Below are 22,648 nucleotides of genomic sequence, written 5' to 3'. Positions count from 1 at the left end.
TACCGAACCACCCCTTCCCGAAAGGACCCCATTCGTGCTGTCTACCACCGAGGTCAAAAGTGAACTCGTGCGATTCCCGGTGCAGCGCACCGGCGAACGCGTCGCCGAGGTCGCCACGATCCTCCGTCTTGCAGGCGGGCTGCACACGATTTCCGGCCGAATCGCCCTCGAGGCCGAACTGCACACTCCGCAGATCGTCCAGCGCGTGCGCAAGGATTTGGCCGAGTTGTACGGCATCCGCTCAGAAGCGAAGCAGTTGCCCCCGTCGAGCACCCGCCCGGGTGCGCCCCAGTTCCTCGTCCGCGTACTCGATGGCGAAACCCTCGCGCGTCAGCTCGGACTCCTCGACCAGCGTCGTCGCCAGATCCGCGGCCTTCCGAACCGTTTAACCACGGGGGCTCAGCCCGAGCTCGCCGCGATCTGGCGCGGTGCGTTCCTCGCCCGCGGCGGACTCACGGCGCCTGGCCGTTCCGCAAACCTGGAGATTGTCTGCCCGAGCAACGAGGTCGCCATGGCGTTGGTCGGGGCCGCGGGGCGCATTGGCGTCGATGCGAAGAGCCGTGAGATTCGCGGGCAGCACAAGGTCTTGATCCGCGACAGCGAAGCCATCAGCCAGATGCTTGGGCTCATGGGCGCTGAAGACGCTCGGAGCAGTTGGGATGAGTTGCGTCGCGCGCGTGAGACTCGTGCAACGGCGAATCGCCTCGTGAACTTTGACGATGCGAACCTGCGACGCTCAGCCCAGGCTTCGGTGGCGGCATGTGCGCGCGTGGAACGCGCGCTCGAGATTCTCGGTGACGGTGTGCCTGAGCACCTGCGGTACGCGGGGGAGCTGCGTCTCACCCACCGTGAGGCGAGCCTCGATGACCTCGGTGCGCGCGCCGAGCCGGTGTTGACGAAAGACGCTGTGGCCGGTCGCATTCGACGCCTCCTCGCCATGGCCGACAAGGAGGCTGAGTCCCGCGGCATCCCGGGTACCGAGGCAAGCCTCCCCGACGAACTCGACGCAATTTAGCGCAAGGCGAACATCCCGGCAATCCCCGGTGTCACTCGGCGCCATCCTCTCCACGAGGGTGGCGCCGAGCCATAGACTGAAGTTGATCGACTGTCCCCGAGAGATTGGATCGCCACATGGCTGCCTACTCACTTCCTGAACTTCCCTATGATTACGCTGCCCTTGAGCCGCACATCAGCGGTAAGATCATGCAGTTGCACCACGACAAGCATCACCAGGCATACGTGACCGGAGCGAACACCGCTCTCGATCAGCTTGCTGAGGCCCGCGAGACCGGCAACCTTGCTGCCGTGAACAAGCTCGAGAAGGACCTGGCGTTCAACGTCGGCGGTCACGTGAACCACACGATCTTCTGGAATAACCTGTCGCCCGAGGGTGGCGGAAAGCCTGAGGGCGAGCTTGCAGCTGCGATCGACGAGTACTTCGGCGACTTCGAGAAGTTCCAGGCCCACTTCACCGCCACCGCCCTCGGTGTGCAGGGTTCGGGCTGGGCAGTGCTCGCCTGGGACGCGCTTGGACAGCGCCCGAACATCGTGCAGCTCTTCGACCAGCAGGGCAACCTTCCTGCAGGCACCATTCCGCTGCTGCAGCTGGATGTCTGGGAGCACGCGTACTACCTCGATTACCTCAACGTGCGCGCGGACTACGTGAAGGCCTTCTGGAACATCGCCAACTGGCAGGACGTCGCACGTCGCTTTGAGGCAGCGCGCACGCAGACGCCCGGCCTGATCTAACCCGCCGGTCAAGGAGCCCCCACACCCCATGCGCACCATCGACACTCTGGGATCCCTGCGCGCCAAGACGGTTATCGTCCGCGTTGATCTCAATGTTCCGCTCAGCGACGACGTCATCACCGATGACGGCCGCATTCGCGCCTCGCTCACCACGATCCGCGAGCTGAAAGATGCGGGCGCCAAGCTCGTACTGATCAGCCACCTGGGCCGCCCGAAGGGTGAGCCCGACCCGCAGTACTCGCTGCGGCCGGTGGCGGAACGCATGGCTGAACTTCTGGGGGCTCCGGTCGAGTTCGTTCCGGAGACGATCGGAGACGCAGCCTCGGCCGCGATCTCCGGTCTCTCCGAGGGCGACATCGTTCTGCTCGAGAATCTCCGATTCAACGCTGCGGAGACCAGCAAGAACCCTGATGAGAGGCTCGCTTTCGCTCAGCGACTCGCGGCTGGCGCCGATGCGTTCGTCTCCGACGGGTTCGGAGTCGTGCACCGTCAGCAGGCGAGCGTCTTCGAGCTCGCACAGATACTCCCGAGTGCTGCTGGCCGCTTGGTCGCTGCCGAACTCGAGGTGCTGCAGCGTTTGACGGTCGATCCGGCGCGGCCGTACACGGTCGTGCTCGGCGGGTCGAAAGTCTCCGACAAACTGGGCGTCATTTCGCACCTGATCGAACGTGTCGACACCCTGCTGATCGGTGGCGGAATGGTCTTCACTTTCCTCAAAGCACAGGGTCATGCGGTTGCGTCGAGTCTCCTCGAAGAGGATCAACTCGACACGGTTCGTGGGTACCTCGCAGATGCGGAGCGCCGTAACGTTCAGATTGTGCTCCCGACGGACATCGTGGTCGCGGAGAAGTTCGGCGCCGACGCCGCGTTCGAAACCGTGCCGGCTGACGCGATCGAGTCGTCCCGCTTCGGTGCGTCAGGTCTCGGCCTCGATATCGGCCCTCAGTCGGCCGCAGCGTTTGCGCAGGTCATCGCCGAATCGAAGACGGTCTTCTGGAACGGCCCCATGGGCGTGTTCGAGATCGACGCATTTGCGTCAGGAACACGTGCGGTCGCTCAAGCGTTGACCGACACCAGCGGTTTCACGGTCGTCGGCGGTGGCGATTCAGCCGCTGCAGTTCGCGCGCTGGGCTTCAGCGACGATCAATTTGGTCATATCTCCACCGGCGGCGGTGCGAGTCTCGAATATTTGGAGGGCAAGACCCTCCCCGGTCTGGAGGTACTCGCATGAACGACACCGCACCCGAACAGTCCACCGTGCCGACCGTGCGCGAACCGCTCGCGCCGACCGAGCGCACGCCGCTCATCGCCGGCAACTGGAAGATGAACCTCGATCACCTGCAAGCCATTGCGCTGGTTCAGAAGCTCTCCTGGGGGCTGCAAGACGTGCGCCACGACTACAGTGATGCCGAAGTCGTCGTCTTCCCCCCCTTTACGGATCTTCGCTCGGTGCAGACTCTGCTTGCAGCCGACAAGCTCTCACTGGGTCTCGGTGCACAGGATCTCTCACCCCACGCATCCGGCGCCTACACCGGAGACATCTCTGCTGCGATGCTCTCGAAGCTCGACGTCGCGTATGCGCTCGTCGGGCACTCTGAGCGACGCGACGGCCACGGCGAAAGCGATGAGGTCGTAGGCAACAAAGCTCGAGCCGCGCACGAGGCCGGCATCGTTCCGGTGATCTGCGTGGGGGAGACCGCCGAAGATCTCGAACAGCACGGTGCCGCGGCGATCCCGGTCGCGCAGCTCACCGCCGCGCTCGCGCTTCTCCCGAGTGACGCCGAGTTCGTCGTCGCATACGAGCCGGTCTGGGCGATCGGAAGCGGGCAGGCCGCGACTCCCGAGCAGGCCGAAGAAGTGGCTCGCGCGCTGCGCGAGCATCTCCGCGACATTCGCGATGACGCGCGCGCGGCATCGACGCGGATTCTGTATGGCGGCTCGGTGTCCAGCCAGAACATTGCGGGGTTCCTCGCCCAGCCCAATGTCGATGGCGCGCTCATCGGAGGCGCCAGCTTGAAGGTCGATGAATTCACGCGAATCATCCAGTTCAAGAAGCACGTCACGGCCGGCTGAACCCGGCCCCGGTATACTGGGGTCTGGCCTCTCGCGCCCGCGACCCCTGAAAGGTGCACTTCGTGCTCATTCTGAAGATCATTCTGCTCGTTATCCTCGTGCTGACGAGTTTGCTGTTGACGCTGTTCATCCTCCTGCACAAGGGGCGTGGCGGCGGTCTTTCCGACATGTTCGGTGGCGGCGTGACCTCGAGCCTCGGTTCATCGGGCGTGGCTGAGCGCAACCTGAATCGCATTACGATCGTCGTCTCACTCGTGTGGTTCGCGGCGATCGTCGGGCTCGGGCTGATCGCGCGTTTCTCCGTCGTCTAATCGACAGAGTGACCGCACCCCGCACCCGTATTAGAAAGGCAACTCTTGGCAGGCAGTAACGCCATTCGTGGCGCTCGCGTCGGTTCCGGCCCGATGGGCGAAAAGGATCACGGCTCGCGCGCCGAACGCACCCAGATCTCGTACTGGGACGCTCTCGGCAATGAGACGGTTCGCTATTTCGCGGCTGACGTCCCCGAAGACGAAATTCCCGAGCAGATCGATTCCCCGACGACTGGCCTTCCGGCTGGCCGTGACAAGGAGAATCCGCCGCTGCTCCCGAAGAACGAGCCCTTCAAGACGCACCTTGCGTACGTGAAGGAGCGCCGTACCCCTGAGGAAGCCGAAGAGCTCCTTGAGGCTGCGTTGGAGAAGCTGCGGACCCGTCGCGGTACCGCGCGCAAGTCCGCGTAGTTCAGTCCGCGATACGACGAAGGCCCCGGTGTTCCACCGGGGCCTTCGTCGTTGGTGCAGGTATCGCTCAGTTCAGAGCGCTGCGCCCAATGCACGAACCGTTGCCGCGAGGTCATCCGCAGCCAGTGCAAACACCGGTCGCCCGCGCTCGATGAGCACGCTGCGATCGCCTCGCGCCTGAGCGGTGATGAGCGCATCAAAGCCGCCGTCGCCGCCCGGAATCGGGAAGGGCTCAGGCGATGCGTCGGAAATCTGCAGGAAGACGGCGTTCGCCGGCCCGCCCTTGTGCAGCTGTCCGGTCGAGTGCAAGTAGCTCGGCCCCCAACCCAGCGCCACCGGAATCTGCAGCACTCCGGCAAGCTGGTCTCGAAGCTGTTCCAGGGGAGCGACGGCATCGCCGTGCGGATCCGCATAGGCCTGAAGCGAGAGATAGCCCGCGTCAGCGGCCGCCTGCTGCAGCGCGGAGACGAGCGACGCGGCATCAGAGACGTGCGCGCCCTCGGGTTCCGCAAGGAGGATGGCCCCTGCGAGCTCGGCGAGCACCGTGCCCGTGGGGGCAGTAGTCGTCGGCTGCGCGGCAAGTGCGGAGCGTGCAGCGACCTTTGCCGATTCGACGTCGGGTTGGTTGAACGGGTCGATCCCCATCAGCCGGCCCAACGCAGCAGTCGCGACCTCCCACAGGAGGAACTGGCCACCGAGAGAGCCCGACACCGAGACGTCGGGGAAGAACGACGCGGCAGATTCCGCGTCGGACTCATCCGTCACCGCGACCACCTGTGCGCTCTGCGGCACCGCGCTCAGTTCTGGCGCATCGGCCTGGAGCGCGATCGGGAGCACCCCGAGCCCGTCCTTGCCCGTCGATTCCGCGACGAGCTGTTCGATCCAACGGCCCAACCCCCAGCGCGCGCTGGTCGACTCAGCGACGGCCAGCACAAAGCGACGGGGGAGGCCCGCAAAGATTGCAGCCGCGAGGCGCAGCGCCGGGTTCTCCGCGTCATCCGACGCGACGATGTCACGCACAGACTGCTCCTCCGCGATCAAGCGAGCAAGATCGACGCCAGCCAGTCCGGAGGGCACGAGCCCGAACGCGGTGAGTGCCGAGAAGCGGCCGCCGATCGTGGGATCTGCCGTGAAGACATGACGCCCGGCAGCAATCGATTCTGCCTCGAGCGGGGAGCCGGGGTCGGTCACGATGACGACACGCTCCGACGGCGTGATTCCCGCGACGCGGAACGCGTCCTCGAATGCGGCGAGGTGGCTCCTGGTTTCGATCGTGCTGCCCGACTTCGAGCTCACCACTACGGCGGTTCGCGCGAGATCGCCTGCAAGTACACGACGCACCTCTGTCGGAGCGGTGGAGTCGATCATGGTCAGCTCGACGTCTGCCCACTGCGTGATGACGGCGGGAGCCAAACTCGAACCACCCATGCCGCACAACACAATGCGATCGACACCCGACTCGTGGAACGCGTCGCGAAGTGCGGTGATTCGAGGAATCAGATCGTTGGCTGCAGAGGTAATATCCGTCCAGCCGAGACGAATCGATGCTTCGGGCTCCGCTGCCGAACCCCAGAGCGTCGCATCATGCGCAAAGATGCGACTCGCGACGCGGTCTGCGACGAGCTGCGCAAGGGCGGTGTGCGCAGCCTCGCCGAACTGCGCTACTCGAACGTCGAGCGTCATGATCAGCGTGCCTCGCGGAGCGCACGCTCCACGGTGCCGAGCAGGTCCGCCCACGAAGCATCGAACTTCTCCAGGCCTTCGCGCTCGAGCAGTTCGGTGACCTCGGAATATGCAATGCCCTGTGCGTCGATCGCGTTGAGCACCTGGTTCGCTTCCGCATAGCCCGAGGTAACCGTGTCACCCGGGGTTTCGCCGTGATCGGCGAACGCATTCAGCGTCGCCTCGGGCATCGTATTGACCGTGTGCGGCGCGATCAGCCCGGTGACGTATGCGGTGTCGGGAAGCGCGGGATCTTTCACACCCGTCGATGCCCAGAGCGGACGCTGCAGGTTGGCGCCGAGACCGACCAGGAATCGGGCCCGCTCGCTCGCGAACGACTGCTCGAATACCTCGTAGGCGAGACGCGCGTTGGCGATGCCTGCTTGGCCGGTGAGCGCCAGCGCTTCGGGTGTGCCGATCTCGCGCAGTCGGCGATCGACCTCGGAATCCACGCGCGAGACGAAGAACGATGCGACCGAGTGGATGCCGGCGAGATCGATGCCCGCCTCGCGCGCGCGCTCGAGACCGGTCAGATATGCGTTAATGACTTCGCGGTAGCGCTCAAGGCTAAAGATCAACGTGACGTTGACACTAATGCCCGCAGCAATCGTCTCGGTGATGGCATCGAGGCCCTCGACAGTCGCAGGGATCTTGATCATTGCGTTCGGGCGGTCGACCCGTGCCCACAGCTGCTTCGCCTGCGCCGCAGTGCCGGCGGTGTCGCGTGCCAGGCCAGGCTCGACCTCGATGGAAACGCGGCCGTCACGACCGTTGGTCGACGCGTACACGCCTGCAAGCAGGTCGCACGCGTCGGCGACATCGGCCGTGGTGAGCTCGACGATCGCGGCGTCGGCGTCGAGGCCGCGCGATGCGGCGTCGGCGAGACGATCGCCGTATCCGTCGCCTCCGCCGATCGCGTTCGCGAAGATCGTCGGATTCGTGGTGACACCGACGACGTTGACGTCTTCGAGCAGGCGCGCCAGTTCGCCGCTCTCCAGTCGTCGACGCGAGAGATCATCGAGCCAGATGCTGACGCCGGCCTCGCTGAGGGCGGCGGTACGGGTATTCGACATCGCGTGATGTTCCTTTCGGGAGGGCAGATTCAGGCGGCGAGCGACGCGTGGGCAGCGGCCACAACGGCGTCGGTCGTGATCCCGAATTCACGGAAGAGGGTCTCGTAGTCGGCCGATGCTCCGAAGTGCTCGATCGAGACGGAGCGGCCGCGGTCGCCGACAATGCGCTCCCAGCCGAGCGAGAGGCCTGCCTCAACGCTGACACGAGCAGTGACGCTCGCAGGAAGCACGCTCTCGCGGTACTCCGCGGTCTGCTCGGCGAACCATTCGAGGCTCGGTGCGGACACGACGCGTGCACCAATGCCTTCGGCGGCAAGTCGTTCACGCGCTTCGACGGCCAACTGCACCTCGGAGCCCGTGGCGATGAGCAGCACGTCGAGCGAATCGCTGGGGGAGTCGGCGAGCACGTACGCGCCGCGGCGCACGCCCTCGGCGGCCTGAGCCGCGGTGGCGAATCCGTCACCCTGAGGCAGCACCGGCACATTCTGACGGGTCAGCGCAATACCAGCGGGACCCGCGGTGCGCGTGAGGATCTCGTGCCAGGCGATCGCGGTCTCATTCGCGTCGGCCGGGCGCACGACAGCGAGGTTCGGGATCGCGCGCAGCGTCGCCAGTTGCTCGATGGGCTGGTGCGTCGGGCCGTCCTCACCGAGGGCGATCGAGTCGTGCGTCCACACGAACACACTGGGCACATTCATCAACGCGGCGAGGCGAACGGCGGGCCGCATGTAGTCGCTGAAGATCAGGAACGTGCCGCCGTAGCTGCGGGTCTTGCCGTGCAACTGGATGCCATTGAGGATTGCGCCCATGGCGTGCTCACGAATACCGAAGTGGAGCACGCGGCCGTAGGGATCGCCCTGCCAGGTCGAGGTGGAATGGTCGGCGGGCACGAACGACGGGACACCAGGAATCGTGGTGTTGTTGGAGCCCGCGAGATCAGCGGACCCGCCCCAGAGCTCAGGCATGACCGGGCCGAGGGCCGCGAGCACTTTGCCGCTCGCAGCGCGGGTCGCAATGCTCTCGCCGGGTGCGAAGCTGGGGAGCACGTCGAGCGCCTCCGCCGGCAGCTGCTGCGCCTCGATGCGATCGAAGAGCGCCTTCCGCTCGGGGTTCGCCGCGGCCCAGGCGTCGAAGCCGACCTGCCACTCAGCCCGCTTTGCCGCACCGCGGGGCACGGCCTCGCGGGCGTGCTCGATGACCTCAGGGGCGACTGCGAAGTGCTGATCCGGGTCGAACCCGAGCGCGGTCTTGAGGCCCGCGAGCTCCTCAGCGCCCAGCTTCGATCCATGGATGCCGCCGGTGTTCTGCTTCCCGGGCGAGGGCCAACCGATGATCGTCTTCAAGATGATGAGCGACGGCTTCGTCGTCTCGGCCTGGGCAGCCGTGATGGCGCGATGCAGCTCAGCGATGTCTTCGACGTACTCGCCGGACTTCTTCCAATCGACCTCGAGCACCTGCCATCCGTAGGACTCATAGCGCTTCGCGACATCTTCGGAGAACGAGATATCGGTGTCGTCCTCGATCGAGATCTGGTTGGAATCGTAGATCGCGATGAGGTTGCCCAGATCTTGGTGGCCTGCCAGCGAAGACGCCTCGCTGGTGACGCCCTCCTGCAGATCGCCATCGCCGGCGATGACGTAGATGAAGTGATCGAAGGGGCTCGTGCCGGGCGCCGCCTCCGGATCAAACAGCCCGCGCTCGTATCGCGCCGCGTAGGCGAAGCCGACCGCCGAAGCGAGCCCCTGGCCGAGCGGGCCGGTCGTAATCTCCACACCGTCGGTGTGACCGTACTCCGGGTGCCCCGGCGTCTTCGAACCCCAGGTGCGCAGCGATTCGAGGTCTTCGAGCTCAAGCCCGTAGCCGCCGAGGTAGAGCTGCACGTACTGCGTCAGCGACGAGTGGCCCACGGACAGAATGAAACGGTCACGACCGACCCACTTCGGATCGGTCGGGTCGTGGCGCAGCACTTTCTGATGCAGCAGATACGAGACCGGTGCGAGGCTGATCGCGGTGCCGGGGTGACCGTTGCCGACCTTCTCCACGGCGTCAGCCGCCAGCACGCGCGCAGTGTCCACTGCGCGATCGTCGAGTTCGTTCCACTGCAGTTCGTTCGCCAAGAGTTCCCTTTCGACCGGAAGCGTGCGCGCAGCCTTGCCGCACCTCGCACAATCTTATCGAACGGCGAGGTACCATAGGAGGTGATGTCCACGCAGATCCCAGCCCAGACTCAGGCCCGCGCTACCGCCGGGCGACCCTCGTTCGGCCGCACGGTCAAGAACTATGTCGCCCTGACGAAGCCTCGGGTCATGGAGCTGTTGCTCGTCGTCACGGTGCCGGCGATGATCCTCGCTCAGGGCGGCTTGCCGAACCTCTGGTTGGTATTCGCAACGCTCATCGGCGGGGCGATGAGCGCCGGGTCTGCCGGCGCATTCAACTGCTACATCGACCGCGACATGGATCGCAAGATGAAGCGCACCGAGAACCGTCCGCTCGTCACCGGCGAGATTTCGGATCGCAACGCGCTTATTTTCTCCTGGGTCATGGGCGCACTCTCCGTCGTGTGGCTCGCCGCCACCACGAACTGGCTCGCCGCGGCGCTCTCCGCCGGCGCGATCTTCTTCTACGTGGTCATCTACACGATTGTGCTCAAGCGCCATAGCGAGCAGAACATCGTTTGGGGCGGTATCGCCGGGTGCTTCCCGGTGCTCATCGGCTGGGCTGCCGTCAACAACTCGCTCGACTGGCCCGCGTGGGTACTGTTCCTCGTAATCTTCCTCTGGACGCCGGCCCACTACTGGCCGCTCTCGATGAAGTACCGCAACGACTATGCGAACGCTGGAGTGCCGATGCTCGGCGTGGTCCGCGGACGGGTCACGGTCGGCCTGCAGGTGATTCTCTACACCTGGGCGACGGTCGCTGCGAGCCTGCTCCTCATTCCCGTGGCAGATATGGGTTGGACCTACACCGTGGCATCGATCGTCTTCGGCGGCTACTTCATTTACCAGGCGCACCGCCTGTACGCGCACGCGATCCGCGGCGAGGCGGGGAAGCCGATGCAGGTCTTCCACACGGCCAACATCTACCTCTCGGTGCTCTCGCTGGTCATCGCGATCGACGCACTGCTGCCGTTCTAGGCACGCCCGCGCGCACCTGAGTGCGGCTCCGCCTGGACGGTGACTCGGGGCCGCGCGCCGGGGTCTGTGGCTTCTGTCGCGTATGTCTCGGGTGGGCATCCCTCGCTGACTTCAGGCTTCTCGAAACACCAAGAACCCTCACTCGCAGGGTGCCGCATCGACCAGAGAACGTCGTCGAAAGCCATCTCGATTCACTCGGCTGAGTGAGCGCTTTTCGTCCGTATCTGCGCGCAGAATGGCAGCATTTGCTCACTTACGGGCGTGTCATGCCGCAGGCTGCACGAACTCGGAGTTCCCCGCACCGGCAGGCTCGACGTGGCCTGTACTGGGTCGCAGGCTCGCGACACGGGTCACAACAACGCGAGCTCGCGCATCAACCGCGGTTGCACAGTGGTGAGCACTTCAGACGGGTCACCGCACTGTCACCGCGTTCGCGGTCATCGACGTGGACGCCTCCCTGGCGCCCCGATAGCAGTGCGGAGTTCTTGCGCGTTCGATGCGGGGGAGAGCCCCGGGCTACTCTGCCGAGACCGGACGCTTGAGGCGCAGCACGACGACGGTCATCGTCGCCGCTGTCAGCGCCGCGAGCACCATGTGCACGCCGACCGCGAGCTCAGGCAGGCCATGGCGCGCTTGGTAGACCCCGACGGAAATCTGCACGATCAGAGCGGCGAGCAAGACGAGCGTCCACTTCAGCGGGCGGAGTCGGCGGGCAACCGCCCACACGAGTACGGCCACCGTCAGAGCGAAAGCGGCGTACCCGGGCAGGGAATGAATATGACTCATGAGCGTCGCATCGACGCCGTCGCGCTGAATAGTTGCATCACCCGAATGCGGCCCCGAGCCCGTGGTGAGCACCCCGAACAGCACCGTGATCGCCATGAAAAGCGTTGTCACGTGGGTGAGGATCGCAAACCCCTTCGGGACCGCACGTTCGCGTGCGGTGCCCGGTTCGTACATTCGCGTCAGGAATGCCGCGGTGATACAGACGAGCGCGAGCGAGATGACGTAGTGAATGCCCACGAGGTTGGCGTTGAGGTGCAACCACACGATGACACCGCCGATGAGCGCCTGCAGCAGCACCAGCCCGAACACGACGATCGAGATGACGAACAAGTCGCGACGTGCGGTTCGGATGCGCCACGCGAGGATCACGACCAGGATCGCACTGATCAGCAGCGGGCCCGAGATCGTACGATTGCCGAACTCGATCAGGGAGTGGTAGCTGAGTTCTTCGGTCGGTACGAGGGAACCGGGCGAGCAGAGCGGCCAGTTCGGGCAGCCCAAGCCGGACCCGGTGAGGCGCACCGCGCCGCCGGTACCGATGATGACCGTGTTCAACACGAACGAGATCCAGGCGACGACGCGCAGGAACCGCGGCGGGGTGCCGATCCCTGAGCGCGGGGCTCTGGGGGCGGACGTGCTGGCGATGGGCGCGCTGGACAACGAGTCTCCTCTCGGGCGCTTCCCCTGAGTTTGCGAAGCCCTGAGCGGACATCCCACCGAAACTATCGGAACCCTGTAGAATGGGAAGCTGTGGTTGCGAACGATACGTCGGGCGTTCGATGCTCCGCATCGGATCGCTCCGGCCCCGTCCGAGGCCCAGAATACTGCACCGCTGCAGGGAACCCGATGTGTGCGTGAGCTCGCCGAGCTCACACGCCGTCAGGCCGGATCCCTCCGGCTCGACACCGGGTCCCCGTGCGAGACGAAGAATGAGGGAGGGATCATGCCTGAGGTACTGATCGACCGACCCGAGCTCGAAGGCTTGGGCCAGTACGAGTTCGGCTGGCACGACAGCGACGAGGCCGGCGCGATCGCCAAGCGCGGCCTGAGTGAGCAGGTCGTGCGCGAGATCTCGGCACTGAAGAACGAGCCCGAATGGATGCTGAAGCGTCGGCTCAAGGCATTGCAGATCTTTGATCGCAAGCCGATGCCCGCATGGGGCGCCGATCTCTCTGAGATCGACTTTGACAACATCAAGTACTTCGTGCGCTCCACGGAGAAGCAGGCGACCACCTGGGAAGACCTGCCCGAGGAAATCAAGGAGACGTACGAGCGTCTCGGTATCCCCGAGGCGGAACGCCAGCGCCTCGTCGCCGGTGTCGCGGCTCAGTACGAGTCCGAGGTCGTCTACCACCAGATCCGCGAGGATCTGGAAGAGCAGGGCGTCATCTTCCTCGACACCGATACCGCACTCAAAGAGCACCCGGAGATCTTCGAGCAGTACTTCGGCACGGTCATCCCGTCGGGCGACAACAAGTTCGCCGCACTCAACACCGCCGTGTGGTCGGGCGGCTCCTTCGTGTACGTTCCGAAGGGCGTGCACGTCGAGATCCCGCTCCAGGCCTACTTCCGCATCAACACAGAGAACATGGGTCAGTTCGAGCGCACGCTCATCATTGCTGACGAAGACAGCTACGTTCACTACATCGAGGGCTGCACGGCTCCGATCTATCAGTCGGACTCGCTGCACTCGGCCGTCGTCGAGATCATCGTGAAGAAGAACGCTCGCGTGCGCTACACGACGATCCAGAACTGGTCCACCAACGTGTACAACCTCGTGACGAAGCGTGCGATCGCTGAAGAGGGCGCCACCATGGAGTGGGTCGATGGCAACATCGGCTCGAAGGTGACGATGAAGTACCCGTCCATCTACCTCACTGGTGAGCACGCCAAGGGCGAGACGCTCTCTGTTGCGTTCGCCGGCCCGGGGCAGCACCAGGACACGGGTGCGAAGATGATTCACCTCGCTCCGAACACCAAGTCGTCGATTCTCGCGAAGTCCATCGCCCGCGGTGGCGGCCGCACGGGCTACCGCGGTGAGGTCCGCATCGAGGCGAACGCACGCCACTCCGCCAACTCGGTGGTGTGCGACGCGCTGCTCGTCGACACGATCTCGCGCAGCGACACCTACCCGGCGATCGATATTCGTACCGACGACGCCGAGCTCGGCCACGAGGCCACTGTTTCCCGCGTCAGCGAGGAGCAGCTGTTCTACCTCATGAGCCGCGGCCTCGCCGAAGAAGAGGGCATGGCGATGATCGTGCGCGGCTTCATCGAGCCGATCGCACGCGAGCTGCCCATGGAATACGCGCTCGAACTGAACAAGCTCATTGAGATGGGCATGGAAGGATCCGTCGGATAATGACCGAAGCTGTCGCTACGAAAGAAACGGCTCAGCACGGCCTGACCGAGCATTCCGACGGAGACTGGGCCAACCGCGTGCCCGTGCAGACCCGATCGGATCGCCCGAAATCGACGAATGTCGCAGATTTCGCCGCGGTCACCGGCCGCGAAGCGGTCTGGAAGTACACCCCGGTCGCGAAGCTCGACGTGGTGTTGCACGGCGACCTCGACGGTGCGCGTGTACCGGTATCGGTGACGGAGATCGCCGGAGTCAGTTCCGAGTGGATTCCTCGCGATGACGCACGCGTCGGCCGCGCCGGGATTCCCGAGGAGCGCGGTGCCGCCGCGGCCTGGTCTGCATTCGGTGAAGCGCATCTCGTGACGATCTCGTCGGAGGAGCAGGTCACCGCGATCATCACGCGTGACGCACTCGATGCCGCACCGCGCGCGGCGCACACCATCATCGAGGCGGCTCCGCACTCGCAGGGCCTGGTCATCATCGAGAACTCGGGCGACGCGCAACTCTCCGAGAACGTCGAGATCGTCGTCGGCGACGGCGCCAAGCTGACCGTCGTGAGTGTGCAGCAATGGAACGATGAGGCGATCCACCTCGCGAGCCACTACGCCACGGTGGGCCGCGATGCCTCGATTACGCACATCGTCGTCTCGTTGGGAGGCAGCATCGTTCGCCTGAACCCCTCGATTCACCTCGACCACGAGGGCGCGAACGGCGAAGCGCTCGGCGCGTACTTCGCCGATGCGGGCCAGCACCTCGAGCACCAGGTCTACCTCGATCACGATGCGCCCCACACGCGCAGCCGTGTCACCTACAAGGGTGCCCTGCAAGGCGAGGGGGCGCACACGGTGTGGATCGGTGACGTACTCATCCGCAACAACGCCACCGGCACCGACAGCTATGAGCAGAACCGCAACCTCGTGCTCACCGAAGGCACGCGAGCGGACTCGATTCCGAACCTGGAGATCGAGACCGGCGACATCGAGGGCGCCGGTCACGCGAGTGCCACCGGTCGTTTCGATGACGAGCACATCTTCTATCTCCAGAGCCGAGGCATCTCGGCAGAAGAGGCGCGGAAGCTCGTCGTCCGCGGCTTCCTCATCGAGGTCATCGCGCAGATCGGTGATGCCGCGACCGAGGAGCGCCTGCAGGCGGCGGTCGAGGCCGAACTCGCCGGCTCCGTCCGCTGATGCCGAGGCAGAAGGTGCTCGCCGTGAGCGATCTGGTGCAGGATCAGGCGACCCGCGTGGTGGTCGACGACGTACCGATCGCGATCGTGCTCGACGGCAACGGCGAGATCCACGCGATCGGCGACACCTGCAGCCACGGTCAGATCAGCCTCGCGGAGGGTTTCGTCGAGGGCGACACCCTCGAATGCTGGGCCCACGGGTCGGCATTCTCCCTCCGCACGGGCGTTCCGCAGAACCTTCCGGCGTATGAGCCGGTTCCCGTTTACGCCGTCGAGATCGCAGACGGCGACGTGTACATCGACCCCAACGTTACGAAAGAGATTGAACAATGAGCTCCGTTCTGGAAATCAAGGACCTGCACGTCAGCGTCGAGACCGAGCAGGGTGCGAAGCAGATCCTCAAGGGGGTCGACCTCACCATCAAGCAGGGTGAGACCCACGCCATCATGGGCCCGAACGGCTCGGGCAAGTCGACGCTGGCGTACGCCATCGCCGGCCACCCGCGCTACGAGGTCACGGGCGGGTCGATCCTGCTCGACGGCGAAGAGGTGCTCGAAATGGGCGTCGACGAGCGCGCTCAGGCGGGCATGTTCCTCGCGATGCAGTACCCGGTCGAGATTCCGGGAGTGACGAACGCCAACTTCCTCCGCACGGCGAAGACCGCCATCGACGGTGAAGCGCCCGCCATCCGTACCTGGATGAAGGACGTCAAGGAAGCCATGGGCAACCTGCGCATGGACGAGTCGTTTGCCGCGCGCAACGTCAACGAGGGCTTCTCGGGCGGCGAGAAGAAGCGCAACGAGATCTTGCAGCTCGAACTGCTCAAGCCGAAGTTCGCCGTGCTCGATGAGACCGACTCCGGCCTCGACGTCGACGCGCTGAAGATCGTCTCCGAAGGCGTGAACCGCGCCAAGGAGAACACCGGCCTCGGTGTTCTGCTGATTACGCACTACACCCGCATCCTCCGGTACATCAAGCCCGACTTCGTGCACGTGTTCGTCAACGGCCGTGTTGCCGAGCAGGGCGGCCCCGAGTTGGCCGATCGTCTCGAGAACGAGGGTTACGATCGCTTCCTCGAGTCGGCCTAGGGCGTAGGCTGGTCGTATGAGCGAGGAAACCACGACGGCACCGCAGTCGATCGACCCGGAGTTCCGCGAGCAGGCGATTGACTCGTTGAAGAACGTGTCTGACCCCGAGCTCGGCGTGAACATCGTCGATCTCGGCCTGATCTACGATCTCGCCTTCGATGAGGAGCACGATGCGCTCGTCATCAGCATGACGCTCACCAGCGCGGGTTGCCCGCTCACCGACGTCATCGAGAACGATATCGCTGAAGCGCTCGACGGGCTCGTCACGGCGTTCCGCATCAACTGGGTGTGGATGCCGCCGTGGACGCCGGAGCGCATTACCGACGATGGGCGCGACATGATGCGCGCACTCGGCTTCGCGATCTAACGCCGCGTGAACAACACGGCAGACGCCTTCGCAGTGCCCGGTCCGGGCTGGGAATCTTCGGGTTCCACCCGGCCGGGCAATCCGCTGCGCTCAGCAGACGACCCGCGGCTCAGCCGCATTGCCGGCCCGAGCTCCCTCGTCATTTTCGGGGTGACCGGAGACCTGTCGCGCAAGAAGCTCATGCCCGCGGTCTACGACCTCGCGAACCGTGGGCTTCTGCCCCCGGGCTTCGCGCTGGTCGGCTTCGCCCGCCGCGATTGGAAAGATCGTGACTTCGCGGAGATCGTGCACGATGCGGTGCGCAAGTACGCTCGCACACCGTTCCGCGAAGACACCTGGCAGCAGCTCGCTGAAGGCATTCGTTTCGTACAGGGCCAGTTCGACGATCCCGAGGCGTACGATCGCCTGCGCGACACGGTCGAGACGCTCGACCGTGAGCGGGGCACGATGGGCAATCACGCCTTCTACCTGTCGATACCGCCGACGGCGTTCCCCGAGGTCGCGAAGCATCTCTCGAGTTCGGGGCTGGTCGATCGCACACCCGATGATCAACGGTGGCGTCGCGTCATCATCGAGAAGCCCTTTGGCCATGACCTCGCCTCGGCGCGCGATCTGAACGATGTGCTCGAGTCCGCGTTCCCCGCCGACTCGATCTTCCGCATCGATCACTATCTGGGCAAGGAGACGGTCCAGAACATTCTCGCGCTGCGGTTCGCGAACGCGATGTACGAGCCGATCTGGAACCGGAACTACGTCGACCATGTGCAGATCACCATGGCGGAAGACATTGGCGTGGGCGGCCGCGCGGGCTACTACGACGGCGTGGGCGCAGCACGCGACGTGATCCAGAATCATCTGCTGCAATTGCTGGCGCTCACCGCGATGGAGCAACCCATCAGTCTCTCCGCGCAGCATCTGCGCGACGAGAAGGAGAAAGTGCTCGAAGCGGTCGTGCTACCCGATGATTTGGAGCACTCGACCGCTCGTGGCCAGTACGCGGCCGGCTGGCAGGGCGGCGAGTTCGTCAACGGCTTCCTCGATGAAGAGGGCATGGCGCCCGATTCGCGCACGGAGACGTTCGCCGCGATGAAGCTCGGCGTGCAGACGCGTCGCTGGACGGGCGTGCCCTTCTACCTCCGCACCGGGAAGCGTCTGGGGCGCCGCGTCACCGAGATCGCCGTCGTCTTCCGCAAGGAGCCCGGCGAACTCTTCGGCCAATCGCAACGGCAGGAGCAGGGTTCGAATGCGCTCGTCATCCGGGTACAGCCCGACGAGGGCATCACGATTCGGTTCGGGGCGAAGGTGCCGGGCAGCGGCACGCGCGTGCGCGACGTGACGATGGACTTCGGCTACGGCCACGCGTTCACCGAGGCGAGCCCCGAGGCCTATGAGCGTCTGATTCTCGACGTCTTGCTGGGTGACGCCCCACTCTTCCCTCGGCAGCGCGAGGTGGAGCTCTCATGGCGCATCCTCGACCCCATCGAGCGCCACTGGGCAGCGCAAGACGCATCGCTCGAGCCCTACGTTCCCGGTTCCTGGGGCCCCGCATCCGCGGATGAGATGCTCGCCCGCGACGGTCGCACCTGGAGACGCCCATGATTGAGAGCCTGCCGAACACCACCGTCAGCGCCGTCACCCGCCGACTCGTCTCGATGCGCCAGGAGAGCGGCGTCTCAGCGTTGGGCCACGTGCTCACGCTCGTCATCTCGGCGTCGGGCGAACTCGACGAGTCCGTCATCGAAGCGGCGAATCACGCCTCGAGTGAGCACCCCATGCGGGTCATCGTGCTGCAGGCGACTCCCGACGCCGATGCACGTCTCGACGCGGAGATCCGCGTCGGTGCTGACGCGGGCGCGAGCGACGTCATCGTGCTCCGCGCGTTCGGCGATGTCGCGAGCGGGGTCGAAGGCCTGGTCACCGGCTTGCTGCTGCCCGACGCCCCGGTCGCGGTCTGGTGGCCCGATGAGGCCCCGGATCGCCCGGGCGCCGATCCACTCGGTCGCATCGGGCAGCGCAGGATCACCGACGCGGCAGCACCGGACGGTTCGGGGTGGGACACCCGCATCGCGGGGTACTCCGCCGGCGACACCGACCTCGCGTGGACGCGTTTGACCCGGTGGCGCGAGTATCTTGCCGCCGTACTCGATCAGCCCCCGTTCGAACCGGTCACCGCGGTCGAAGTGGTCGGGTCGGAGGCGTCCCCTTCGACGGAATTGCTCGCGGCCTGGCTGGAGCTCGCACTCGGTGTGCCCACGACCTGCACCCTCCTCGATCGTGCACTGCACGCCGAAGGGTTGCACTCGGTGAAGCTGGTGCGCGCGAGCGGTGAAGCGAAGCTCAAGCGGCTCTCGCCGACGCATGCGGCGCTCAGCCAGCCGGGCCAGCCCACCCATCAGATCGTGCTGCCGCGGCGCACGCTGAGCGAGTGCCTCGCAGAAGAACTGCGCGGGCTCAATGAAGACGTGATGTACGGCCGCGTGCTCGAGCAACTCTCGCGCACGCGCGCTGCCGCATCCCAGCACTGAACACACTGACGAAGGAGCGAGCGTGACTGACAGCGCAGCGAACATCGGGGTCGTCGGCCTCGCCGTGATGGGTGCGAACCTCGCACGCAACCTCGCGAGCCGCGAGGGCAACACCGTCGCGGTGCTCAACCGCAGCCCGGAACGCACCCAGACGCTGATCTCGGAGCACCCCGAGGCCGGATTCGTGGCGGCATACGATTACGCGGAGTTCGCGGCATCGCTGTCGCGCCCCCGCACCGCGATCATCATGGTGCAGGCAGGTGCCGCGACCGACGCGACGATCGACGCCCTGGTCGAGGTGTTCGAGCCGGGCGACATCATCGTCGATGGCGGCAACGCGTTCTTCCCCGACACGATTCGTCGCGAGCGCGCGGTGCGCGAGACCGGGATCAACTTCGTCGGTGCCGGCATCTCCGGTGGTGAAGAGGGCGCGCTCAACGGTCCGAGCATCATGCCGGGCGGCTCGGATGAGGCCTGGCAGACGCTGGGCCCGATTCTGAAGTCGATCGCTGCGGTCGCCGAGGGCGAACCGTGCGTCACGCACGTCGGCCACGATGGTGCGGGGCACTTCGTCAAGATGGTGCACAACGGTATCGAGTACGCCGACATGCAGCTCATCGCGGAAGCGTACGACCTGATCCGCCGCGGCACCGGCAAATCCCCGGCAGAGATCGCAGACATCTTCGCCGAGTGGAACCAGGGCGAGCTCGAGTCGTACCTGATCGAGATCACCGCCGAGGTGCTGCGTCAGATTGATGCCGCAACGGGGGAGCCGCTCGTCGACGTGATTCTCGACCAGGCCGGCGCGAAGGGCACGGGGGCGTGGACGGTGCAGACCGCGCTCGCGCTCGGGGTACCGGTGTCTGGAATCGCCGAGGCGACGTTCGCCCGGTCGCTGTCGTCGCACCCGGAGCAGCGCGCCGCCGCGTCGGCACTGCCCGGGCCCGCCGCGGGCGTCGCGGTCGCCGATGAGGCCGCCTTCATCGAAGACGTGCGACAGGCGCTCTACGCCTCGAAGATCGTTGCGTATTCGCAGGGATTCGACGAGATTCGCGCGGGTGCTGCAGAGCATAACTGGACGATCGACCTCGGAGCCATTTCGCGTATCTGGCGTGCCGGGTGCATCATCCGCGCACAGTTCTTGAATCGCATCGCCGATGCGTATCTCGCAGAGGCCGACCTGCCGCTCCTGATGAGCGCACCGTACTTCGCCGAGGCGCTGACCCGTGGGCAGGAAGCATGGCGTCGTGTCGTGGTGCACGCGACGCAGACCGGAATTCCGGCCCCCGCCTTCTCATCGTCGCTGGCGTACTACGACGGGCTGCGCGCGGAACGCCTGCCCGCGGCGCTCATTCAAGGGCAGCGCGACTTTTTCGGAGCGCACACCTACCGCCGCACCGATCGCGACGGCAGCTTCCACACACTGTGGTCGGGCGACCGCACCGAGATCAGCGCGTAGTTCGGCTGCATCATGCGCATCGAGTCACGCACTGACCTGGCGAGCCTCGCAGCCGATGCGGCCGCGTCCGCGATCGAATTGCTCGCCGGCCGCCAGGCGCAGGGGGAGATTCCCTGCGTCGTGCTCACCGGTGGCACCGGGGGTGCACGGGTGCTCGAAGCGATCGGCGCACACGCGGAGCGCGATCGCGTGGAGTGGTCGCGAGTGCGCGTGCTGTGGGGCGACGAACGGTGGGTGCCGGCGGGGCACGAGGATCGCAATGACCTGCTCGCCGACCGCACGCTGTTGCAGCACGTCGAGACGGACCCGGCGCTCGTGCACCGGGTGGCGGGCGCTGACGCGGGTCTGACGCTCGACGACGCCGCAACCGCCTACGCCGAGATCGTCGCGCGCATCGACCGCATCGACCTCGCACTCAACGGAGTGGGGGAGGACGGGCACGTCGCGTCGCTCTTCCCCGGTCGCCCGGAGATCGATGCGGTCGCCGCCGACACTCCGAGCGCACTGGCGATCCGGAACTCGCCGAAGGCGCCTCCCGAGCGCGTCACGCTTTCACTCCCCGCGCTCAATCGAGCGGAGCACGTGTGGCTCATCGCGGCCGGCGCGGGCAAGGCCGATGCCATTTCGCAGGTGGTGACTGCGGTTGACCCCACGCTGCCCGCCGCTCGGCTCGTCGGGCGCACCGACACCGTGCTCTGGGCCGACGAGGCCGCCCTCGCTGGCGTGTGATCTCAGCACCGTCCACTAGACTGTTGCGGTTGCCGTGCAGACGCACGGACGGTGTATCTGGGAGCCCCACAGCATGATTTCGGTCGAAGACCTCGCCATCGACGTCGGTGCACGGCGCCTCATGTCGGAGGTGACCTTCCGCGTGAACCCCGGCGACAAGATCGGGCTCGTGGGGCGCAACGGTGCCGGCAAGACGACGCTGACGCGCACGCTCTCGGGGGAGCTGCAGCCTGCAGAGGGCAAGATTACGGTGACCGGCGAGCTCGGCTTCCTGCCGCAGGATCCGCGCACCGGCGACCCCGAGCAGATCGCCCGCCATCGCATTCTCGATGCGCGCGGGCTCGGCACGCTGCAGCAGAACATCGCGAAGGCGACCGAAGACATGGGCTCAGACGATCCCGCCGTCGCCGAAAAGGCGATGAAGCGCTTCGGCAACCTCACCGACCGCTTCCAGGCTCTCGGCGGGTACGCCGCAGAATCTGAGGCCGCCTCGATTTCGAACAACCTGGGCTTGCCGGATCGCATCCTCGATCAACCGCTGAAGACGCTGTCGGGCGGTCAGCGTCGCCGCATCGAGCTGGCGCGCATTCTGTTCTCGGATGCCGACACGATGATTCTCGACGAACCGACCAACCACCTCGACGCCGACTCGATCGTCTGGTTGCGGGAGTTCCTCAAGAACTCGAAGGCCGGGGTCATCGTCATCAGCCACGACATCGATCTCGTCGGCGAAACCGTGAACCGCGTCTTCTATCTCGACGCGAACCGCCAGGTCATCGACATCTACAACATGAACTGGAAGCTGTATCTGCGACAGCGCGCCGCCGATGAGGAGCGCCGCCGCAAGGAGCGCACCAATATCGAGAAGAAGGCGTCGGTCCTGAAAGATCAGGCGGCGCGCTTCGGCGCGAAGGCGTCAAAGGCAGCCGCCGCGCACCAGATGGTCGCGCGAGCCGACAAGATGCTGGCGAGCCTGGAAGACGAGCGCCAAGTCGAACGCGTCGCAAAGCTCCGTTTCCCGGACCCGGCCCCCTGCGGCAAGACCCCGCTTATGGCCGAGGGGCTTTCGAAGTCGTACGGGTCGCTCGAGATTTTCGCGGGTGTCGACCTCGCCATCGATCGCGGGTCAAAAGTGGTCGTGCTGGGGCTGAACGGCGCCGGCAAGACGACGCTGCTCCGCATGCTCGCCGGGGTCGACGAGCCCGATACGGGAGAACTCATCGCCGGTCACGGCCTGAAAGTCGGGTACTACGCGCAAGAGCACGAGACGCTCGACGTGAAGGCGAGCGTGCTCCACAACATGGTCTCGGTGTCGCAGCACCTCACCGAAACCGAAGCCCGCCGCGTGCTCGGCTCATTCCTCTTTACGGGAGACGACGTCCACAAGCCCGCCGGCGTGCTGTCGGGCGGTGAGAAGACGCGCCTCGCGCTCGCCATGCTCGTCGTTTCGAGCGCGAATGTGCTGCTGCTCGACGAGCCCACGAACAACCTCGACCCGGCCAGCCGCGAAGAAGTACTCGATGCGCTCGCGCACTTCTCCGGCGCAGTGGTGCTCGTGTCGCACGACCCGGGGGCTGTCGAGGCGCTCAACCCGGAGCGCGTGCTCATCATGCCCGAGGCCACCGAGGATCACTGGTCGAAGGAGTACCTGGAGCTCATCGAGCTCGCCTGAG

General features: G+C 65.6%; 21 protein-coding genes. 17 read left to right on the top strand and 4 right to left on the bottom strand.

Annotation, left to right across the window (positions count from 1 at the left end; all coding sequences use genetic code 11):
- Positions 1–34: 34 nt before the first annotated feature.
- The 6 genes from whiA to AMS67_RS02060 all read left to right on the top strand — a co-directional run bounded on the left by whiA (position 35) and on the right by AMS67_RS02060 (position 4,544).
- Positions 35–1,015 carry a DNA-binding protein WhiA gene (whiA, locus tag AMS67_RS02085; protein ID WP_053385872.1) on the top strand — a complete coding sequence of 327 codons (981 nt, stop codon included), beginning with the start codon at positions 35–37 and terminating at the stop codon, positions 1,013–1,015.
- 116 nt (positions 1,016–1,131) lie between these two features.
- Positions 1,132–1,749, top strand: a complete 618-nt coding sequence (locus AMS67_RS02080) for a superoxide dismutase (protein ID WP_053385871.1) — start codon at positions 1,132–1,134, stop codon at positions 1,747–1,749.
- A gap of 28 nt (positions 1,750–1,777) precedes the next feature.
- On the top strand, positions 1,778–2,980 hold the full coding sequence (locus AMS67_RS02075; RefSeq protein WP_053385870.1) for a phosphoglycerate kinase: 1,203 nt from the start codon (positions 1,778–1,780) through the stop codon (positions 2,978–2,980).
- Positions 2,977–3,822, top strand: a complete 846-nt coding sequence (gene tpiA, locus AMS67_RS02070) for a triose-phosphate isomerase (protein ID WP_075201177.1) — start codon at positions 2,977–2,979, stop codon at positions 3,820–3,822. Before AMS67_RS02075 ends, tpiA begins: the two co-directional genes overlap by 4 nt.
- Positions 3,823–3,884: 62 nt before the next feature.
- The gene (gene secG, locus AMS67_RS02065; protein ID WP_053353553.1) at positions 3,885–4,133 is read left to right on the top strand and encodes a preprotein translocase subunit SecG; all 249 of its coding nucleotides are present in this window, start codon (positions 3,885–3,887) and stop codon (positions 4,131–4,133) included.
- Positions 4,134–4,178: 45 nt separating this feature from the next.
- The gene (locus tag AMS67_RS02060) at positions 4,179–4,544 is read left to right on the top strand and encodes an RNA polymerase-binding protein RbpA (protein WP_075201176.1); all 366 of its coding nucleotides are present in this window, start codon (positions 4,179–4,181) and stop codon (positions 4,542–4,544) included.
- A 72-nt stretch (positions 4,545–4,616) separates the two neighbouring features.
- On the opposite strand, the gene AMS67_RS02055 is transcribed toward AMS67_RS02060, so the two are convergent.
- The 3 genes from AMS67_RS02055 to tkt are packed head-to-tail and all read right to left on the bottom strand — an operon-like array spanning position 4,617 to position 9,456.
- On the bottom strand, positions 4,617–6,227 hold the full coding sequence (locus AMS67_RS02055; RefSeq protein ID WP_053385869.1) for a glucose-6-phosphate isomerase: 1,611 nt from the start codon (positions 6,225–6,227) through the stop codon (positions 4,617–4,619).
- Between the two features lie 2 nt (positions 6,228–6,229).
- The gene (tal, locus tag AMS67_RS02050; RefSeq protein WP_053385868.1) at positions 6,230–7,339 is read right to left on the bottom strand and encodes a transaldolase; all 1,110 of its coding nucleotides are present in this window, start codon (positions 7,337–7,339) and stop codon (positions 6,230–6,232) included.
- Between the two features lie 29 nt (positions 7,340–7,368).
- Positions 7,369–9,456, bottom strand: a complete 2,088-nt coding sequence (gene tkt, locus AMS67_RS02045) for a transketolase (protein WP_053385867.1) — start codon at positions 9,454–9,456, stop codon at positions 7,369–7,371.
- 84 nt (positions 9,457–9,540) lie between these two features.
- Here tkt and AMS67_RS02040 point away from each other — a divergent pair, with 84 nt between their 5' ends.
- Complete coding sequence (locus AMS67_RS02040; RefSeq protein ID WP_053385866.1) at positions 9,541–10,473, top strand: heme o synthase; 933 nt, start codon at positions 9,541–9,543, stop codon at positions 10,471–10,473.
- A 516-nt stretch (positions 10,474–10,989) separates the two neighbouring features.
- On the opposite strand, the gene AMS67_RS02035 is transcribed toward AMS67_RS02040, so the two are convergent.
- Positions 10,990–11,919: a COX15/CtaA family protein gene (locus tag AMS67_RS02035; protein WP_241487961.1), complete on the bottom strand. Its 930-nt coding sequence runs from the start codon at positions 11,917–11,919 to the stop codon at positions 10,990–10,992.
- A 283-nt stretch (positions 11,920–12,202) separates the two neighbouring features.
- Between AMS67_RS02035 and sufB the strand changes: the two genes are divergently transcribed.
- The 10 genes from sufB (at position 12,203) to AMS67_RS01985 (ending at position 22,647) form a co-directional block, all read left to right on the top strand.
- Entirely contained in the window at positions 12,203–13,621 is a 1,419-nt protein-coding gene (sufB, locus tag AMS67_RS02030) for a Fe-S cluster assembly protein SufB (RefSeq protein WP_053353551.1), read from the top strand.
- Positions 13,621–14,808 carry a Fe-S cluster assembly protein SufD gene (gene sufD, locus AMS67_RS02025; RefSeq protein ID WP_053385865.1) on the top strand — a complete coding sequence of 396 codons (1,188 nt, stop codon included), beginning with the start codon at positions 13,621–13,623 and terminating at the stop codon, positions 14,806–14,808. The genes sufB and sufD overlap by 1 nt, the downstream gene beginning before the upstream one ends.
- Positions 14,808–15,140 (top strand): non-heme iron oxygenase ferredoxin subunit, encoded by a 333-nt coding sequence (locus AMS67_RS02020; RefSeq protein WP_053353025.1) that lies wholly within the window; start codon positions 14,808–14,810, stop codon positions 15,138–15,140. Before sufD ends, AMS67_RS02020 begins: the two co-directional genes overlap by 1 nt.
- Positions 15,137–15,895 carry a Fe-S cluster assembly ATPase SufC gene (gene sufC, locus AMS67_RS02015; protein WP_053353024.1) on the top strand — a complete coding sequence of 253 codons (759 nt, stop codon included), beginning with the start codon at positions 15,137–15,139 and terminating at the stop codon, positions 15,893–15,895. Before AMS67_RS02020 ends, sufC begins: the two co-directional genes overlap by 4 nt.
- Positions 15,896–15,911: 16 nt before the next feature.
- The gene (locus AMS67_RS02010) at positions 15,912–16,262 is read left to right on the top strand and encodes a metal-sulfur cluster assembly factor (protein ID WP_053385864.1); all 351 of its coding nucleotides are present in this window, start codon (positions 15,912–15,914) and stop codon (positions 16,260–16,262) included.
- Positions 16,263–16,295: 33 nt separating this feature from the next.
- Complete coding sequence (gene zwf, locus AMS67_RS02005; protein WP_053385920.1) at positions 16,296–17,861, top strand: glucose-6-phosphate dehydrogenase; 1,566 nt, start codon at positions 16,296–16,298, stop codon at positions 17,859–17,861.
- Entirely contained in the window at positions 17,858–18,787 is a 930-nt protein-coding gene (locus tag AMS67_RS02000) for a glucose-6-phosphate dehydrogenase assembly protein OpcA (protein WP_053385863.1), read from the top strand. The genes zwf and AMS67_RS02000 overlap by 4 nt, the downstream gene beginning before the upstream one ends.
- Before the next feature lie 22 nt (positions 18,788–18,809).
- A complete protein-coding gene (gene gnd / locus AMS67_RS01995; protein WP_053385862.1) occupies positions 18,810–20,246 on the top strand; it encodes an NADP-dependent phosphogluconate dehydrogenase in 1,437 nt (478 codons plus the stop codon).
- A 12-nt stretch (positions 20,247–20,258) separates the two neighbouring features.
- Complete coding sequence (gene pgl / locus AMS67_RS01990) at positions 20,259–20,975, top strand: 6-phosphogluconolactonase (protein ID WP_053385861.1); 717 nt, start codon at positions 20,259–20,261, stop codon at positions 20,973–20,975.
- A 73-nt stretch (positions 20,976–21,048) separates the two neighbouring features.
- A complete protein-coding gene (locus AMS67_RS01985; RefSeq protein ID WP_053353020.1) occupies positions 21,049–22,647 on the top strand; it encodes an ABC-F family ATP-binding cassette domain-containing protein in 1,599 nt (532 codons plus the stop codon).
- Position 22,648: the final 1 nt, after the last annotated feature.

The organism is Leucobacter japonicus, from assembly GCF_001273855.1.
Lineage (GTDB): Bacteria > Actinomycetota > Actinomycetes > Actinomycetales > Microbacteriaceae > Leucobacter > Leucobacter japonicus.
The sequence above is the reverse complement of the archived record's forward strand: the minus strand, read 5'-3'. Positions and strand labels throughout refer to the sequence as shown.